Annotated in this window: 10 protein-coding genes and 1 tRNA gene; 6 read left to right on the top strand and 5 right to left on the bottom strand. The window is 73.7% G+C overall.

The window, feature by feature from the left end; genetic code table 11:
- Window positions 1-8: 8 nt before the first annotated feature.
- Both glmU and ACGFZW_RS09310 read right to left on the bottom strand, forming a co-directional pair.
- Window positions 9-1,466 (bottom strand): bifunctional UDP-N-acetylglucosamine diphosphorylase/glucosamine-1-phosphate N-acetyltransferase GlmU, encoded by a 1,458-nt coding sequence (glmU, locus tag ACGFZW_RS09315; RefSeq protein WP_393892454.1) that lies wholly within the window; start codon window positions 1,464-1,466, stop codon window positions 9-11.
- A 121-nt stretch (window positions 1,467-1,587) separates the two neighbouring features.
- A tRNA-Gln gene (locus ACGFZW_RS09310) sits at window positions 1,588-1,659 on the bottom strand.
- A gap of 366 nt (window positions 1,660-2,025) precedes the next feature.
- Here ACGFZW_RS09310 and ACGFZW_RS09305 point away from each other — a divergent pair.
- Entirely contained in the window at window positions 2,026-3,501 is a 1,476-nt protein-coding gene (locus ACGFZW_RS09305) for a sensor histidine kinase (protein WP_393892453.1), read from the top strand.
- 132 nt (window positions 3,502-3,633) lie between these two features.
- Here ACGFZW_RS09305 and ACGFZW_RS09300 read toward each other — a convergent pair whose 3' ends face one another.
- Together ACGFZW_RS09300 and ACGFZW_RS09295 are read right to left on the bottom strand one after the other, a co-directional pair.
- A complete protein-coding gene (locus tag ACGFZW_RS09300) occupies window positions 3,634-4,200 on the bottom strand; it encodes an SUKH-3 domain-containing protein (RefSeq protein WP_393892452.1) in 567 nt (188 codons plus the stop codon).
- Window positions 4,201-4,208: 8 nt separating this feature from the next.
- Window positions 4,209-4,724, bottom strand: coding sequence for a YwqJ-related putative deaminase (locus ACGFZW_RS09295; protein WP_393892451.1), 516 nt, complete (start codon window positions 4,722-4,724; stop codon window positions 4,209-4,211).
- A gap of 294 nt (window positions 4,725-5,018) precedes the next feature.
- On the opposite strand from ACGFZW_RS09295, the gene ACGFZW_RS09290 reads away from it, so the two are divergent.
- The 4 genes from ACGFZW_RS09290 (at window position 5,019) to ACGFZW_RS09275 (ending at window position 11,749) form a co-directional block, all read left to right on the top strand.
- Window positions 5,019-6,026, top strand: a complete 1,008-nt coding sequence (locus ACGFZW_RS09290; protein WP_393892450.1) for an SMI1/KNR4 family protein — start codon at window positions 5,019-5,021, stop codon at window positions 6,024-6,026.
- 5 nt (window positions 6,027-6,031) lie between these two features.
- Window positions 6,032-8,869, top strand: a complete 2,838-nt coding sequence (locus ACGFZW_RS09285) for an SUKH-4 family immunity protein (RefSeq protein ID WP_393892824.1) — start codon at window positions 6,032-6,034, stop codon at window positions 8,867-8,869.
- A 257-nt stretch (window positions 8,870-9,126) separates the two neighbouring features.
- Window positions 9,127-10,197, top strand: coding sequence for an LCP family protein (locus ACGFZW_RS09280; RefSeq protein ID WP_393892449.1), 1,071 nt, complete (start codon window positions 9,127-9,129; stop codon window positions 10,195-10,197).
- Window positions 10,198-10,333: 136 nt separating this feature from the next.
- Complete coding sequence (locus ACGFZW_RS09275; RefSeq protein WP_393892448.1) at window positions 10,334-11,749, top strand: cellulose-binding protein; 1,416 nt, start codon at window positions 10,334-10,336, stop codon at window positions 11,747-11,749.
- On the opposite strand, the gene ACGFZW_RS09270 is transcribed toward ACGFZW_RS09275, so the two are convergent.
- Window positions 11,740-13,455: an MFS transporter gene (locus tag ACGFZW_RS09270; RefSeq protein ID WP_393892823.1), complete on the bottom strand. Its 1,716-nt coding sequence runs from the start codon at window positions 13,453-13,455 to the stop codon at window positions 11,740-11,742. The genes ACGFZW_RS09275 and ACGFZW_RS09270 overlap by 10 nt on opposite strands.
- Before the next feature lie 412 nt (window positions 13,456-13,867).
- Here ACGFZW_RS09270 and mfd point away from each other — a divergent pair, with 412 nt between their 5' ends.
- Window positions 13,868-17,452 carry a transcription-repair coupling factor gene (gene mfd / locus ACGFZW_RS09265; RefSeq protein WP_393892447.1) on the top strand — a complete coding sequence of 1,195 codons (3,585 nt, stop codon included), beginning with the start codon at window positions 13,868-13,870 and terminating at the stop codon, window positions 17,450-17,452.
- Window positions 17,453-17,475 lie beyond the last annotated feature (23 nt).

Genomic DNA, 17,475 nt, shown 5'->3' with positions numbered 1-17,475 from the left:
TTGCACGGTCACCGCTCGCCTGCGGACTCCTGGCGAGCGGACGAAGCGGCCTGCGCAGCCGCGCTTCCGGGCCGCTTGCGCGCGACCCAACCCTCGATATTCCGCTGCTGGCCTCGCGCGACCGCCAGCGAACCCGGGGGCACATCCTTGGTGATGACCGAGCCGGCGGCGGTGTACGCGCCGTCCCCGATCGTGACAGGAGCCACAAACATGTTGTCCGACCCCGTCTTGCAGTGCGACCCGACGGTGGTGTGGTGCTTGGCCTCGCCGTCGTAGTTCACGAACACGCTCGCCGCACCGATATTCGTGTGTTCACCGATGGTCGCATCTCCGACATACGACAGGTGCGGCACCTTCGTGCCCTCGCCGATCGACGCGTTCTTCATCTCGACGTACGTGCCGGCCTTCGACCGCTCGCCGAGCACCGTCCCCGGGCGCAGGTACGCATACGGGCCCACGCTCGCGCCCGCGCCGATCCGCGCACCCTCGGCCACCGTGAACGACGCCACCGCGCCCTCACCGACCACCGTGTCCGTCAGCCGCGAATTCGGGCCCACCTCGGCGCCCGAACCCAGCACCGTCGCGCCCAGCAGCTGCGTGCCGGGGTGCACCACCGCGTCCGGCTCGAAGTCCACCGTCACGTCCACCCAGGTGGTCGCGGGGTCCACCACCGTCACGCCGGCCAGCATCGCCCGCTCCAGCAGCCGCTCGTTCAGCAGACGGCGTGCCTCCGCCAGCTGGACGCGGTTGTTGATGCCCAGGATCTCCCGGTGGTCCGCGGCCACCGCGGCGCCGACCCGGTGCCCGGCCTCGCGCAGAATGCCCAGCACGTCCGTGAGGTACTCCTCGCCCTGGCTGTTGTCCGTGCGCACCCTGCTCAGCGCGTCGGTCAGCAGCTTCGCGTCGAAGGCGAAGACGCCCGAGTTGATCTCGCGGATGGCGCGCTGCGTGTCGGTGGCGTCCTTGTGCTCGACGATCGCGGTCACCGCGCCGGTCGCGCCGTCCCGCACGATCCGCCCGTAGCCGGTGGAGTCGGGGACCTCGGCCGAAAGCACCGTGACGGCGTTGCCGTCCGCGGCGTGCGTCTCGCTCAGGGTCCGCAGTGTCTCGCCGGTCAGGAGCGGGGTGTCGCCGCACACCACGACGACGGTGCCGTCGAGGGTGATGCCGTCGTCGCTCAGCTCCTCCAGGCCCATGCGGACGGCGTGTCCGGTGCCGTTCTGCTCGTACTGCACGGCGCTGCGGACGCCGGGGTCGACGTCGAGGAGATGCGCCTGTACCTGGTCACGGGCGTGGCCCACGACCACGACGAGGTGCTCGGGGTCCAGCTCGCGGGAGGCGGCGACGACATGGCCGACGAGGGAGCGGCCGGAGATCGCGTGCAGGACCTTTGGGGTCGCCGACTTCATGCGGGTTCCCTCACCCGCTGCGAGAACGACGACGGCTGCCGGGCGGTTGGCGCTCACGGGGATGCCCTTCGGCTTCTTGGCTACTTCGGGTGGTGGTCACCCGAAGGATACCGGGGCGTATTGAAGCCGAAACGCGGACGGGTCCTGACCTGGTGGTCAGGACCCGGATATTGCTGGGCTCCCCTGCCAGGACTCGAACCCGGACATAAGGCACCAAAAGCCTCAGTGCTGCCAATTACACCACAGGGGATGGTATAGCGAGCCAAACCGGACAGTGCGTCAGTCCAGCCGCTCGGCTTCCCACACTATGCCGTACCGCCGGCCTTCGATGCGACGGTATAGCCCCGCACTTTGTAGCACCCGGACCGCAGGGAAACCCCTGCGCCCCTCTCCGGTGTGCCACCGGACGGCCGGGCGCCGCCGATGGAGTTCGCCGGGGGTGTCGTCGAAGGGGGCGGTCACGGGAGCAGGTTGCCGTGCGGGCGGGCCGGCGGGGGCGGAAATACGGGCGATTCCATAGTTCGAGGGGTATCCGGCGGTAACGGCTCGTAACGGGTCCGGCACGTGGTGGGAACTCCTCGGGGGAATGGGTGCGACCGCCCGTAGGCTGGTCGGTATGACCGCAACGGGGGCAAGTGCAGGACCGGGTGTGAGAGGCGCGCCAACGGCCGGGCCGTGGTGGTGGCCCCGACGGCGAAGCGCCGTGCTGGATGTCTTCCTGGCGTTCGCTTCGACGGTGGAGTGCGTGCTGGAAGGCGCGCGCTTCGCGCAGGAGGCGCAGGTGCCGGAAGCGGCAGGAACGCTGCTCGGCGTGGTGGCGGGGCCGGTGCTGCTGGTGCGGCGGCGGTGGCCGATCGCGGTGGTGCTGGTGTCGATCGCGGTGATGCCGGCGGAAATGGGCGCGCTGCTGGGCGTGGTGGGGCTGTACACCCTCGCCGCCTCGGATGTGCCGCGTCGGATCACGGCGCTCCTGGCGGGGATGACCGTCGTGGGGACGTTGATCACGACCTTCCTCAGCATGCGGCAGGACGTGGCGTCACAGGAGGACTTCAACCCGCCGGTGTGGTTCGTCCCGGCGATGGCGGTGGCCGTGGGGTTGGTCGTCACGGCGCCGCCGGTGCTGTGGGGCCTGTATGTGGGGGCCAGACGGCGGCTGGTGGAGAGCCTACGGGAGCGGGCGGACGGCCTGGAGCGGGAGCTGTCGCTGCTGGCGGACCGTGCCGAGGAGCGCGCGGAGTGGGCGCGCAACGAGGAGCGGACCCGGATCGCGCGGGAGATGCACGACGTGGTGGCGCACCGGGTGAGCCTGATGGTGGTGCATGCCGCGGCGTTGGAGGCGGTGGCGTTGAAGGACCCCGAGAAGGCGTCGAAGAACGCGGCGCTGGTGGGGGACATGGGCCGGCAGGCGCTCACGGAGTTGCGGGAGATGTTGGGGGTGCTGCGTACGGCCGACGGATCGGCCGTACGGGCCCCGGCGTCGGACGCGCCGGAGCGGCTGGTGGCGGTGGCGTCGCAGGCGAAGGTGAGGTCGTCGGCGGGGGCGCCGGTGTCGTCGTCCGAGGCGGCGATGGCCGGTGCCGCGGTGCGGGGCGCCAAAGCGCCCGGGCCGGAGCCGGCGACAGGTGAGCCCGAGGGGGAGGGGCCGTGGCTGGCGGAGCTGGGGGAGCTGGTGGGGCAGTCGCGGGCGGCCGGGATGGTCGTGGACTTCTCCGTGCAGGGGGCGGACGGCGCGGCGGACGACGGGGCCGCGGAGCCCGCGGAGGCCGGGGACGCCGCCGGTAGCTATCCGCCGGGAGTGGAGCAGACCGTGTATCGGGTGGTCCAGGAAGCGCTGACGAACGTGCACAAGCACGCGCCCGGTGCGCGGGCGCGGGTGCGGGTGGCGCACCGGGTCGGCGAGCTGGCGGTGCAGGTGGAGAACGGTCCGTCGGCGCGTGGGGCGACCGACGCGGGATTGCCCAGCGGGGGCAACGGTCTGCTGGGGATGCGGGAGCGGGTCACGGCCCTGGGCGGCGTCTTCGTGTCGGGGCCCACGGAGGCGGGGGGCTTCCGGGTGTCGGCGGTGGTGCCCGCGTGCCGCGGAGCGGCGTAATGCCGCAGCGCTGACGCTGCTCGGTGACGGCGCTCGTGGGTGGCGCGTCCCGGGACCCGCTTGCGGGGCTGTCGACGTCGCGGCGTCCCGGCGGCGCAGGGCGGGCGGGCTCGTCGCCCGGTGGGTCCGCGGTCAGCCGGCGAGCGTGAGCCTGCTGGGGCGGGTGCCGAGGACGAGGGTGCCCAGGGCGACGTCGATGTTCGCGCCGAGGTACCAGTCGCCGGTGTGGTCGAGGCTGTAGACGCGGCCTTCGGCGTCGATGGCGAGGATCGCCTGGCCTGTGGGGGCGCCGTCGGGCGTGGGGATTTCTTCCCTGCCGAGGGGCGCGACGTGCGTGTCGAGGGCCCGGCCGAGGTCGCCGAGGGTGCGGGCGAGGTGGAGGCCGTGCAGGGGGTCGATGATGAACGGCGTGGGGGCGATGTGGCGGCCGGGCCCCGGCCCGGCGATGCGCAGTCCGCCGAACTCCGCCCAGGCCTCGACCGCCGCGGGGAAGACCGTGTGGCGGTGGCCCGCGGGGGAGGAATGCGCGCGGAGGGAGTCGGCCCAGTGCTCTGCCTGCTTTATGTCCCAGCGGCCGGTTTGCCAGCCGGCTTCCTGGAGGGCGATGTCGACGGCCGGGGGGAAGCGGGTGGAGCCGGCGCGGTCGTGGGGGGGAGCGGGCGCGGGGACGGCGGAGGCGCGCGGGGTGGCGGGCGGCATGGTGGCGGTCAGCTCCCGTTGGGTGTCGTGCCGCCGACGGGCATGACGCCGAAGTGGGCGAGGAGCGCGTCGCAGGAGCGACAGGGCGGGGCGTAGCTGCCGTGCCGGGGGTCGCCGTCCTCGCGGATGTGACGTGCGGTGATCTTGGAGTGTTTCAGGGAGCGGCGGGCCTCACCGTTGGTGAGCGGTTTGCGGGAGGCGCGTTTGCCGCGGCCGGCCTCGACGGAGGTGAGGTGGCGCGAGAGCAGGACGGCTTCGGGGCAGCGGCCGGTGAAGCGTTCGCGCTGTGCGGTGCCCAGGGTGTCGAGGAAGTCCTGGACGAGGGGGTGCAGGGCGGGGGGCTGTTCCGCCTTGCCCGCGGTGCAGGTGAGGGTTTGTCCGCGTACGGACAGGGCCGCGCCGACGGTGGGGAGGATGCCGTCGCGGCGGTGGCGCAGCGCGGGGGCCCGATCGGTGTCGGCGGTGCCGCTCCAGCCGATGCGGGGGTCGCCGTTGGCGGCGGTGTGGTGCGCGGTGGTGCTCATGGTCGTGCTTCCCTCCCTGCAATCCCCCGGTTGCGGGGTCAGCCTGCCAAATGTGCTGGGCGTTGCGGTAGTCGGAGGTGCTGTCGGTGATGTCACTGGGGTGTGACAGTCCGTCTGCTGCACGGGCAACGGGGCTGGTGGGCGGGGTGGTGCGCGGGCGGGTAGGGGGCGCGGGGCCGGGGGGTGACGGCGGCGTGTCGGCGGGCTGACGGGCGGGGGCGGGCGCGGGGGGAGGGTGTTGCGGCACGGCATAGGCTGTGCGTCAAAGCCAGCTTCAGCCAGGGGGCAGACGCGATGACGACAGGTCGGCTCGGGCTGGGGGCACTTCCCGGCCCTCAGGCCGGGGGGCAACCCGCGCCACCGAACACCGCCTATGCCGGGCAGGTCGTGCATTTTCCGGATCCGGTCCGCGCCGCGCGGTATCCGGCGGGTGTGCGGATGGACGGGAGAGGATTCCCGGAGTTCTCGCCGTACGCGCGTGCCGCGGCGGAGATCGCCGAGCCGCCGGAGGGTTTCGGGGTCGACGAGCTGCGGCTGACGGACTACGTCTCCGCGAATGCCGCGCTGCACGCCCAGGGGCACGAGCTGTGGGTGGACGTACCGGCGGTGGCGACGCCGCACGGCTGGACCTGGCACCACGTCGCGGGTACCCGGCGGATGGAGCTGGTTCCCGTCGAGGTGAAGGCGCTGTTGCGGCATCACGGCGGGCTGGCGACGACGGCTGTGGAGCACGGCAAGCGGGGCACGCGGCCGTTGCAGGAGACCCGGCCGGTGCACTTCAAGCTGCCGCTGCGTGATCTGTCGGTGGGGGAGGAGCAGCTGGCGCAGGCCGAAGAGGCACTGGGCTACCGGCTGCCCGGTGCCTACCGCGCGTTCCTGAAGGCGGCGGGCGGGTGCGCGCCGGTGGGCGCGGCCCTGGACGCCGAGTTGGGCCTGCTGGTCGACCAGCCGTTCTTCACGGTGCGTGACGACGCGGCGGTGAACGATCTGGTCTACGTGAACAAGTGCCTGCGGGATCACTTCACCAAGGACTACCTGGGTGTCGCGTTCGTGCAGGGCGGTGTGGTCGCGGTGAAGGTGCGCGGCGAGGCGCTGGGGTCGGTGTGGTTCTGCCCGTACGACGATGCGCGGGACCGGGACGGCTGGTCGGTGCAGGAGCGGGTGGAGCGGCTGCTGTTGCCGTGCGGTGCGGATTTCGACGAGTTCCTGCAGCGGTTGGCGGGCAATCCGCCGGAGTTGGAGACCGTGGCGAACCTGATGGTGGACGGCGGCTTCGCGCACGCCGTTCCGGTGGAGGGGTGAGCGCGATGGTGACGTTCGCGCAGGCGCAGGAGCGCGCGGAGCGCTGGGTCAACGGCGAGGTGCCGGCGCCGCAGCACCGCGAGGTGCGGGTGCGGGAGTTCGACTTGGGCTTCGTGGCCTGGGCCGAGGACCGCGAGGGCGGCCCGCGCGGCGACGGCGGCCGCAGCCGGCTGGTGATCGCGCGGGACAGCGGCGAGACGACGCTGTGGCCCGGGCTGCCGGTGGGCGAGGTGATCCGGCGCTACGAGGAGGAGTACGGCTCCGCGGCGGACGGCGGGCACGGCGCGGCCGAGCCGCCGCCGCAGCGGATCGATCTGGAGGCCACGTCGTTCCTGCTGACCCCGCCCGAGTGGTTGCAGGAGGCGGCGGACGCGATCGGCATTCCGGACCGGCGGCAGCACGGGGGCGCGGCGCCGGCCGCCGCGGCGCCCGAGCCCGAGGCAGCGTCGGCTCCTTCGGGCGCCACGGACGCCTGGGCGGGCGTCAACGTGAACGGTGCCGGGGCGCAGGACGGCCTGGTCGACGGCGGTTCCGGCGCGTTCGCGCGGGCCGATGAGGCCGGCGCGGCGCCGGGTCCTGCTGCCGGTGGACACGGTGCGGCGGAGGCGTCCGGTGAGACGCCGTGGGCCGCGGCGGACACGACCGGTGGCGCGGGGGCCGACGACCGTTCGGTGGATCTGCCCGCCACGGTGTTCGCGCCGCCGCTCGCCAATCTCGACGAGAACGACGACGCTCCGCCGCCGCGCACGCGGCCGGAGGCGAAGACCGAACTGCTGCGCGGCGGCAGTCAGTTGCCGCGTACCCAGGTCGCGCCCGCGGTGCAGGTGCCGGGGACCGGCGGGCCGGAGGGCCAGGACGGCGCCGCCGGTCAGGGCCGCCCGGGCGGGCCGCCCGCGCCGCCGCCGATGCCGCCCGCCCCGCCGGTGGCGCCCGCCCTGCCCGATCTGCCGCCGCCGTCCGGTCCGCCGGCCGCCGATGTGCCGCCGCCCGAGGGGGCCGGCGTGCCCGGCCCCGGCGTGCCGCCGCCCCCTGCCCCGCCCGCGGGCGTGCATGCCGCGGCGACGATGCTGGCGGACGGCTCCTCGCTGCCCGGCAACGCCGCGGGGCCGCCGCCTCCCGGTGCGCCCGGCATCCCCGGCGCCGGCCGGAGCCAGGGCCCAGCGGAGATCGCGAACGCCGAGACGAGCAAGGCGGAGGTACCTGCGCCCGGCGGTCCCACGCCGTCCGGCCCCGGCGCGTCCGGTGCGCCGGCCGGTGGGTACGTACCGACCCAGATGGTGTCGCAGCTCGACGCGGCGGACCTGGACCTCAGCGCGGTGGACGGCCCCGGGAACGGCGAAGCGCCCGGCTCCGGCGCTGCCGGCTCGGACGGCCCGCCCGGTGGCGGGGTGCACGCGGCCGCGACGATGTTCGCCGACGGCGCGGCCCTGCAGAATCAGCTCGCGGGCGCCTCCGGCGGTCCGGGCGGAGCGGGCGGCCCCGGGGTGCCGCCGCCGCCCGCGCCCCCCGGGGTGCCCGGCGCGCCCAAGCCTCCGGGGCCGCCCGGCAGGCCCGGGGCCGCAGCGGGCAGTCGTGGCTCCGGCCAGGGCGGCCCGCCCCCGCCGCCGTCCGCCCCGCCCGCGCCGCCCGCCGCAGGCGGTGGCGGTGGCGGGGTGCACGCCGCGGCGACGATGCTCGCCGACGGCGCGGCCCTGGCCGAAGGCCCCGGCGGCCCCGGTATGCCGCCGTCGGCCGGGCCCGTCGGACCGCCTCCCGGTGCACCGGTGCCCCCGCAGGCTCCGGGCCCGCAGGCCCCGCCCGGTGCGCCGGGTCCCGGCGGCCCGGGTGCGTACGGCTATCCGCCGGCGCCGAGCGGCCTGCCGACGGTCGGCCCCGGCTACATGGCGGTGCTGAGCTACCGCGCGCCGGACGGCTCCGAGCAGAAGATCGTGCGCCGCTCGGCGCCCGGTCTGCCGCACCCGGAGTGGCAGCTGCTGCACGAGCTGCGGGGGATGAACATCCCGCCGCAGCAGGTGCTGGAGCTGCACACCGAGCTGGAGTGCTGCGATCTGCCGGGCGGCTACTGCGCCCGGATGGTCCGGGACAACTGGCCGCAGGTGCGGATCAGCCACACCGCCGCGTACGGCAGGGACCATGCCTCGCGCCAGCAGGGCGTGCGTCATCTCATCGAGCATCAGGGCGAGTTGCACCAGGTCGCGGACGGACCGGCGCGGCCGGCTCCGGTGCGGGCGCCGTTGCCGCATCCCTCGCAGGTGCAGCAGGCGCCGCCGGTGCCGCCGCAGGCCATCGGACAGGAGCTGGAGCAGTCCTTCGGCCCGCAGGGGATCTTCCGCTTCGATCAGCGGGCGGTCTCCCGGCACGGCGTACCGGACGTGGTCGCCCAGACGCTGGTGTGGGCCGGGCTGCCGGTCGACTTCGGGCCGTTCTTCTGGGCGCAGGCGCAGCCGGGACGCCCGGTGCCGACGCTGGCGGAGCTGGCGGCGGAGCGGATGGTGCAGCCGGCGTCGGACGCGGGCTCGTATCTGGTGATGGGCAACGACTTCGGCCGTCAGCTGTGTGTGCAGTACGGCACGGCGAACATCGTGGCGATCCCCATGGAGGGCGGCCCGGGCGGGCAGCCCGCGGCGCCGCAGTTCGTCAACACCGGGCTGCCGGAGTTCGTGCGCTGCCTGGCGATGCTGGGGCGGATGTGGCGGCTGCGGTTCGGGCTGACGCCCGAACAGGCCGGCCGCTGGACCGTCGACTTCCAGGCGCAGCTGGTGGCGCTCGACCCGCCGGCGCTCGGTTCGCCGGAGACCTGGTGGTCGGTGCTCCTGGAGCAGATGTGGGACGGGTTGCTGTAACGCCCGCCCTCGGGAGCTGGTGACGGGCGGTCAGGAAAAGCCGCCCGTCCCGGACCCGGTTCCGGGCTGCCGGTTCGACGGTGCAGCCCGTTCGGAGCCCACCCACCCGCCTGCCTCGGCGAGGGCCGGGCCGTCCGCCGACGGCCTGCCGGATCCCTCCGGGCGCCGTCCTCCTGACGGGTGGTCCGCCCTCACTCGTACGGCTACCTGCCGCTCTTCCGCCTGCGGGCCGGAGCGGGCGCCGGGATCATGCGTACATGGGTCAGCCGCCACCGCCGTCGCCGCAGTCGTCGACGACGCTGTACCGGGCCGGGCGGAGGCGGCGCAAGGGCCGACGGCACCCGGCGCCGCCCGGCGGGCACCGCACCTGGTCCTGGCCCCGGCGGATCCTGGTGACGCTGCTGGCGCTGGTCGTGCTTCTGCTGGCCGGCACGGCGGTGCTGTACGTGTGGGCCGGCAGGCAGGTGCGCCATGTGGACGCGCTGGGTGGCCACGCCGGCCGTCCGGCCGCGGGCAAGGGCACGAACTGGCTGCTGATCGGCTCGGACAGCCGCGCCCGGCTGACGCCCGAACAGCGGCGGGAGCTGCATGTCGGCAACAGCGGGAGCCGCAACACCGACACCCTGATGCTGCTGCACTCCGGCGACCACGGGCCCTCGCTGGTCAGCCTGCCCCGCGACAGCTACCTCCCGGTGCCGGGGCACGGCAGGGGAAAGCTCAACGAGGCGTACGCGGACGGCGGGCCGAAGCTGCTGACCCGGACCGTCGAGCAGGCCACCGGACTGCGCATCGACCACTACGCCGAGGTGAACTTCCTCGGTTTCGTCCAGGTCGTCGACGCACTCGGCGGGGTGACGCTGTGCCCGGACAAGCCGCTGCGGGACGAGAAGTCGGGGGCGGACTTCCGGGCGGGGTGCCAGGAGATGAACGGCACCCAGGCACTGGCGTACGTACGCGCCCGTTACAGCGACCCGGCGGGCGACCTCGGACGGGTGAAGCGGCAGCGGCAGCTGATCAGCGCGGTGGCGAGCGAGATGCTCGGCCCTGGAGTCCTGCTCAACCCCTTCCGGCTGGTGTCGGTGCTGGATGCCTCGCTCGGCGCGATGACCGTGGACGAGGGCTCGGGCGTCTGGGAGTTGGCCGGTCTCGGCTGGTCGATGAAGGGCGTCGCAGGGGGCGACGGCGCGGCGACGACGGTTCCGCTCTCGGGCTCCGGCGTGTCCGTCCCGGGCTCCGGATCCGTGCTGCTGTGGGACGACATCGCGGCGCGGCGACTCTTCCGCGCCTTGCGCAACGATGAGCCAATTCCGACTTCCGGCGACAATTGACGCATCCTGGTGGGATGAGATGGGCGGAGTGTCGCGATAGGGCCGCTTCGGGCAGATCCACAAAGATGTGCGCGGGACTGTGCGGAACCGTGCGGGACCGCGCGACTGCTGTGCGCGGCGGAGAGGGGCTTGAGGGATGAGTGCATCGGTTTCGCCTCACGGGTTCGAGACCGTACGAGGACGTGGCTACCGGCAGGACGATGTCGACCGGCGCGTGGAGGGACTCTCCGTGGACCGCGACTCGTGCTGGGAGCGTGCCGCGCGGCTGACCGTCCTGTCGAACGAGATGGCGGCGGAGCTGACGGAACTGCGCGCGTACCTGGCGCAGATGCCGCCGCAGCGGTACGAATCCCTCGGCGAACAGGCCCAGCTGATCCTGACCACCGCGGAATCCGAGGCCGCCCGGCTGCTGGCCGAGGCGGCGGAGGCGACCGAGCGGGCCCGCGACGAAGCCGCGGTCCACGCCGACGAGGTCCGGGACGCGGCGGACAAGGCGGCGCACACGCTGTACGCCGAGGCGGACGCGTATGTCCGGCACGTCCAGGAGGCGGCTTGGGCCGAGGCGGCCGCCCTGACGGACGCGGCCACCCTCGACGCCGAGCAGTGGCGCGGCGAGGCGGGCCGGGAGCTCGATGAGGTGCGCCGGCGCACCGCGCGGCTGTATGAGGAGCAGGAGGACCGGCAGGCCGAGGAGTGGGACGCGGCGGGCCGTGAACTCGCGGACCGGGAGGCGGAGCTGGACCGGCGCATCGAGCAACTCGACGCGGAGGGCGAGGCCCGGCTCGACGCGTGCCGGCGCGAGCACGCCGAGACCGAGGAGGCACTCCGGCACGCGCAGGAGGACGCCGAGGCCAGGGGCGCGGAGCTGCTCGCCCAGGCCGGCGCCGAGGTGGAGCGCATCGAGCGCACGACGGAACGGATCCTGCGCGAGCACGAGGAGGAGCGCGAGGAGGTCAGGGCCCACATGGCGCACGTGTGCGACAGCCTCGCGACGCTCGCCGAGGCGAGCGCCGAGGACGGCGAGGCCGGGCCCGGGGTGGTGCAGGAGTGGCTGCCGGGAGTGGCGCCCGAGGCGGCGTCCTCCGCTGCCGGCGACGGAGCCGCCGGCGGGCCCGGGGCGGCGACGGTGCCTCCGCCGGCCCCGCAGCGGGAGCGCGGGCCCCTGGCCGCGGACGACCCGACCGGCCGGGACGCCGACGACGCCGACGACGCCGACGACGGCGGCATGGACGTCGCTGACGGAGCGGACGTCGGCGACGCGGAGGAGGAGCCCGAAGCGGAGCACGGCAGAGCCCCGGAGGAGGACGGCAAGGACGCCTACACCTACGACTACGACGTCGACAGCGTCTACGACTACAACGAGGACATCGCCTCCGACTACGGCGACGTCTCGGGCACGCCTACCGGGCCGGACACGGGAACCGGACAGGCAGCGGACGCGGACGCCGGGCTCGACGACGGAGAGGAGGCGGGGCCGGCCGACACCAGGTCTCCCGTGGACCCCGACGAGGAAGACACCCTGGAAACCGAGCTGCCCCGCATTCAGGACTGAGCCGCCGCCTCGCCCGGGTGCCCCGCCTGGGCTTCGGTCGGCTCGGCCCGTACCGCTGCGGCCCCGTCCTTCACCCCGGTCGTGGTCCCGGCCCGGGCACCCGTGCCGGCCTCGGGGGCATTCGCCGAGGCTCCCGAGCCAGGGACGTCCGTGGCGCCCGAGGCGATCGCGGTTCCCGGGGTGCCCGGCCCGCCGTCCGTGTCCTCCGCCGTCTCCCGCGCCGTGCGGGCGTCGGCGTGCACCGGGAAGTGACGGGGCGCCAGCAGGAGCAGTGCGGTCAGGGCGAGGGCGGCGGCCGCGACGGCGCCGAGGTAGACGTGGTCGACGGTGGTGTCGACGGCCCGCCGCAGGTAGTCGGTGGCGTGGGCGGTGAGGGAGCCGGCGCGCTCCAGTGCGTGTGAGACGGCGTCGAGGTCGCCGGGCAGCCCGGGGCGTATCTCCCGAGGGGCGTGGGCCAGGCGGTCGTTGAGCGTGGCATTGGCGACGGCGCCGAAGAGGGCAGCGCCGATGGACTGGCCGACCTGGCGGCAGAAGAGGATCGAGGCGGTGGCGGTGCCGCGCTCGGCGTAGCCGACGGAGGACTGCACGCCGATGATCAGAGGGAGCTGGAAGAGTCCGAGGGCGGCGCCGAGCGCCAGCATGATCAGGGCGGGCTGCCAGGCGGCGCCCGGGTAGGGCAGCAGGGGGAAGACGAGCAGGATCAGCCCGGCCGCGCCGATGCCGATGACCGCACAGTTGCGGATACCGATGCGGTTGTAGACATGGCTGCTCAACGCGGCCGAGACCGGCCAGCTCAGGGTCATCACCGAGAGCACGAAGCCGGCGGCTATGGGGCCCAGGCCCAGGACGGACTGGGCATAGGTGGGCAGGAAGACGGTGGGGGCGACCATCAGCAGGCCGAGGGCGCCCAGGGCGAGGTTGACGGCCGCGATGGTGCGGCGGCGCCAGACCCAGCCGGGGATGATCGGTTCGGCGGCGCGGCGTTCGATGAGGACGGTGGCCGTCGCGCACACCGCGCTGCCGGCGAACAGCAGCAGCGAAGGGGCGGAGAGCCAGGGCCAGGCGACGCCGCCCTGCACCAGGGCGGTCAGCAGCAGACCGCCGCAGGCGAAGATGGCGAGCGCGCCGGGCCAGTCGACACGGGCGCGGCGGACGGGCGCCCCCGCCTCGCTCCCCGTCCCGCGCCGCGGGTCCTCGACGAAGTGGCGGAGGATCAGCCAGAGGGCGACCGCGCCGACGGGCAGGTTGACCAGGAAGATCCACCGCCAGTCGGCGTAGGCCGCGAGCAGGCCGCCGAGGGCGGGTCCCGCGACCGCCGAGGTGGCCCAGACCGAGGAGAGCTTCGCCTGGATCTTCGGCCGTTCCTTCATCGGGTAGAGGTCGGCCGCGATGGTCTGGACGGTGCCCTGGAGGGCGCCGCCGCCCAGGCCCTGCAGGACGCGGAAGGCGATCAGGGAGGCCATGTTCCAGGCGCCCGCGCAGGCCAGCGAGCCGACGAGGAAGAGCACGATGCCGGTGACCAGGATCGGCTTGCGGCCGAAGGTGTCGGAGAGCTTGCCGTAGACGGGCAGGGTGACGGTGACGGCGAGCAGGTAGCCGGAGAAGAGCCAGGAGAAGACGGAGAAGCCGCCGAGGTCGCCGACGATCTGCGGGATCGCGGTGGCGATGATCGTGGAGTCGAGGGCGGCGAGGGCCATGCCGAGCATGAGGGCGGCGACGACCGGGCCGCGCCTGCGCGTGCCGGCCGCTCCCGCCGCGGTGCCGGTGGGGTCCGGACAGTCCGTCTCCCGGTCCGTGGTGCTGGCGCTGTTCCTCGTGGTGCGGCTCACCGGGCCCCCTCCGCAGTTGTGTGTAGCCGACACCATTCCATGTGGGGTCACCGGGCGGAACGGGGCTTCTCGGTGGGTGGACGCCCGGACCGTGGAGCGGCGGCGGGCGGGGGTGTCCCCTCGCCTCGGGCCGCCGGCCGCGGTGCGGACTCCTGGCCGCCGGGGGCCCCGGGCCCGTATCCGCTCGGGCCGCGGGGTGTCGGTGGGCGGGCGTAAGGTGGGCAACCCCGGCCCGTTCGACGTGTCGGGCTGCTCGCGTTGTTCGCCTCGCTGGGACGGAAGCCTTTTCATGAGCCTGACTGGTCTGCTCGACGCCGTCGTACAGGACCCGGCGCTCGCCGAAGCGGTGCAGGCCGCGGCCGACGGGAACCGTCCGCACGTGGATCTGGTGGGCCCGCCCGCGGCCCGTCCCTTCGCGGTGGCCGCCCTCGCCCGCGACGCCGGCCGGCCGGTCCTCGCGGTGACCGCCACCGGCCGTGAGGCGGAGGACCTGGCCGCCGCGCTGCGCACTCTGATGCCGGCCGGTGAGGAACACTCCGTCGTGGAGTTCCCGTCCTGGGAGACGCTGCCGCACGAGCGGCTCTCGCCGCGCTCGGACACCGTCGGCCGCCGCCTCGCGGTGCTGCGCAGGCTCGCCCACCCGCGGGCGGACGACGTGGTGGCGGGCCCCGTCTCGATCGTCGTCGCGCCCATCCGCTCCGTGCTCCAGCCGCAGGTCAAGGGGCTGGGGGACCTGGTCCCCGTCAGCCTGCGCTCGGGCGGGAGCGCCGACCTCGGCGACATCGTCGACGGGCTGGCGGCCGCCGCCTACACGCGCGTCGAACTGGTCGAGAAGCGCGGCGAGTTCGCGGTCCGCGGCGGCATCCTGGACGTCTTCCCCCCGACCGAGGAGCACCCGCTGCGGGTGGAGTTCTGGGGCGACGACGTCGAGGAGATCCGGTACTTCAAGGTCGCCGACCAGCGGTCGCTGGAGGTCGCCGAGCACGGCCTGTGGGCGCCGCCGTGCCGTGAACTGCTGCTGACCGACGACGTCCGGACGCGGGCAGCGGCGCTCGCCGAGCAGCACCCGGAGCTGGGCGAGCTGCTCGGCAAGATCGCCGAGGGCATCGCCGTCGAGGGCATGGAGTCCCTCGCGCCCGTCCTGGTCGACGATATGGAACTTCTGCTGGACGTGCTGCCCAAGGGCAGCATGGCCGTGGTGTGCGATCCGGAGCGGGTCCGGACGCGGGCCGCGGACCTGGTGGCCACCAGCCAGGAGTTCCTGCAGGCGTCGTGGGCGGCCAGTGCCGGCGGCGGCGAGGCACCCATCGACGTGGACGCGGCCTCGCTGTGGGGGATCGCGGACGTCCGGGAGCGGGCGCGCGAGCTGGACATGATGTGGTGGTCGGTCAGCCAGTTCTCCTCCGGCGACATCGGGTCCGACGCCGCCGGTGAGGGGATGACCGCGGCCGATGTCGCGGCGGCCGGGGACACCCTCAAACTCGGCATGCACGCCCCCGACACCTACCGCGGGGACACCGCGCGGGCGCTCGCCGACACCAAGCAGTGGCTCGCCGACGGCTGGCGCACGGTGTTCGTCACCGAGGCGCACGGCCCGGCGGCGCGTACCGTCGAGGTGCTCGGCGGCGAGGGCATCCCGGCGCGCATGGAAGCCGAGCTGTCGCAGATCGCGCCGAATCTGGTCCACGTGACCTGCGGCTCCCTCGACAACGGCTTCGTCGACCAGGGGCTGCGGCTCGCGGTACTGACCGAGACGGATCTGTCCGGGCAGAAGGCGGCGTCCAAGGAGCTGGGCCGGATGCCGGCCCGCCGCCGCAAGACCATCGACCCGCTGACGCTGCAGGCCGGCGACTTCATCGTGCACGAGCAGCACGGCGTGGGCCGCTACATCGAGATGGTGCAGCGCACCGTGCAGGGCGCCACCCGCGAGTACCTCCTCGTCGAGTACGCGCCCGCCAAGCGCGGCCAGCCCGGCGACCGTCTCTACATCCCCACCGACCAGCTGGAGCAGGTCACCAAGTACGTGGGCGGGGAGGCCCCGACGCTGCACCGGCTGGGCGGCGCCGACTGGACGAAGACCAAGGCGCGCGCCAAGAAGGCGGTCAAGGAGATCGCCGCCGACCTGATCAAGCTGTACTCCGCGCGGATGGCGGCCCCCGGCCATGTCTTCGCCCCGGACACCCCCTGGCAACGGGAGCTGGAGGACGCCTTCCCGTACGCCGAGACGCCCGACCAGCTCACCACCATCGCCGAGGTCAAGGAAGACATGGAGAAGTCGGTCCCGATGGACCGGCTGATCTGCGGCGACGTCGGCTACGGCAAGACCGAGATCGCGGTCCGCGCGGCCTTCAAGGCGGTTCAGGACGGCAAGCAGGTCGCGGTCCTCGTGCCGACCACGCTCCTGGTCCAGCAGCACTTCGGCACGTTCACCGAGCGGTACAGCCAGTTCCCTGTCAACGTCAGGGCGCTGTCCCGCTTCCAGACCGACACCGAGGCCAAGGCGGTCCTGGAAGGGCTGCGGGAGGGCTCCGTCGACCTCGTCATCGGCACCCACCGGCTGTTCTCCTCGGAGACCAAGTTCAAGGACCTGGGCCTGGTCATCGTCGACGAGGAGCAGCGCTTCGGTGTGGAGCACAAGGAGCAGCTGAAGAAGCTGCGCGCCAACGTCGATGTGCTGACCATGTCAGCGACGCCGATCCCGAGGACCCTGGAGATGGCGGTCACCGGCATCCGCGAGATGTCGACGATCACCACCCCGCCCGAGGAGCGGCACCCGGTCCTGACGTTCGTCGGCCCGTACGAGCAGAAGCAGATCGGTGCAGCGATCCGGCGTGAACTGCTGCGCGAGGGCCAGGTCTTCTACATCCACAACCGGGTGGAGTCCATCGACCGGGCCGCCGCACGGCTGCGCGAGATCGTGCCCGAGGCGCGGATCAGGACCGCCCACGGCCAGATGGGCGAGACGGCGCTGGAGCAGGTCGTCGTCGACTTCTGGGAGAAGAAGTTCGATGTGCTGGTCTCCACCACGATCGTCGAATCGGGCATCGACATCTCCAACGCCAACACCCTGATCGTCGAGCGCGGCGACAACTTCGGCCTCTCCCAGCTCCACCAGCTGCGCGGGCGGGTGGGCCGCGGCCGGGACCGCGGCTACGCCTACTTCCTCTACCCGCCGGAGAAGCCGCTCACCGAGACCGCGCACGAGCGCCTGGCGACCATCGCCCAGCACACCGAGATGGGCGCCGGTATGTACGTCGCGATGAAGGACCTGGAGATCCGCGGTGCGGGCAACCTCCTCGGCGGGGAGCAGTCCGGGCACATCGCGGGCGTCGGCTTCGACCTGTACGTCCGGATGGTCGGTGAGGCCGTCGCAGACTACCGGGCGTCGCTGGAAGGCGGTGTGGAGGAGGAGCCGCCGCTGGAGGTCAAGATCGAGCTGCCGGTCGACGCGCACGTCCCGCACGACTACGCGCCGGGCGAGCGGCTGCGGCTGCAGGCGTACCGCGCCATCGCCTCCGCCACGACGGAGGAGGACATCGCAGCGGTCCGCGAGGAGCTGACCGACCGCTACGGCAAGATGCCCGAGCCGGTCGAGAATCTGCTGCTGGTCGCCGGGCTGCGGATGCTGGCGCGCGCCAGCGGCGTCGCCGACATCACCCTGCAGGGCTCCAACGTCCGCTTCGGGCCCGTGGAGTTGCGCGAGTCGCAGGAGCTGCGGCTCAAGCGGCTGTATCCGCGGACGGTGCTCAAGCCGGCCACCCGGCAGATCCTGGTGCCCCGCCCGACCACCGGCAAGATCGGCGGCAAGCCGCTCGTCGGACGGGAACTGCTGTCGTGGGTGGGGGAGTTCCTGACGACGATCCTCGGGTCGTAGGGGTCTTTCGCAGCGGGGCGGCG

This window comes from Streptomyces sp. NPDC048248 (assembly GCF_043201875.1).
Taxonomy (GTDB): Bacteria; Actinomycetota; Actinomycetes; order Streptomycetales; family Streptomycetaceae; genus Streptomyces.
Note: the sequence above shows the minus strand (reverse complement) of the source record. Positions and strands in the feature narration are given on the sequence as shown.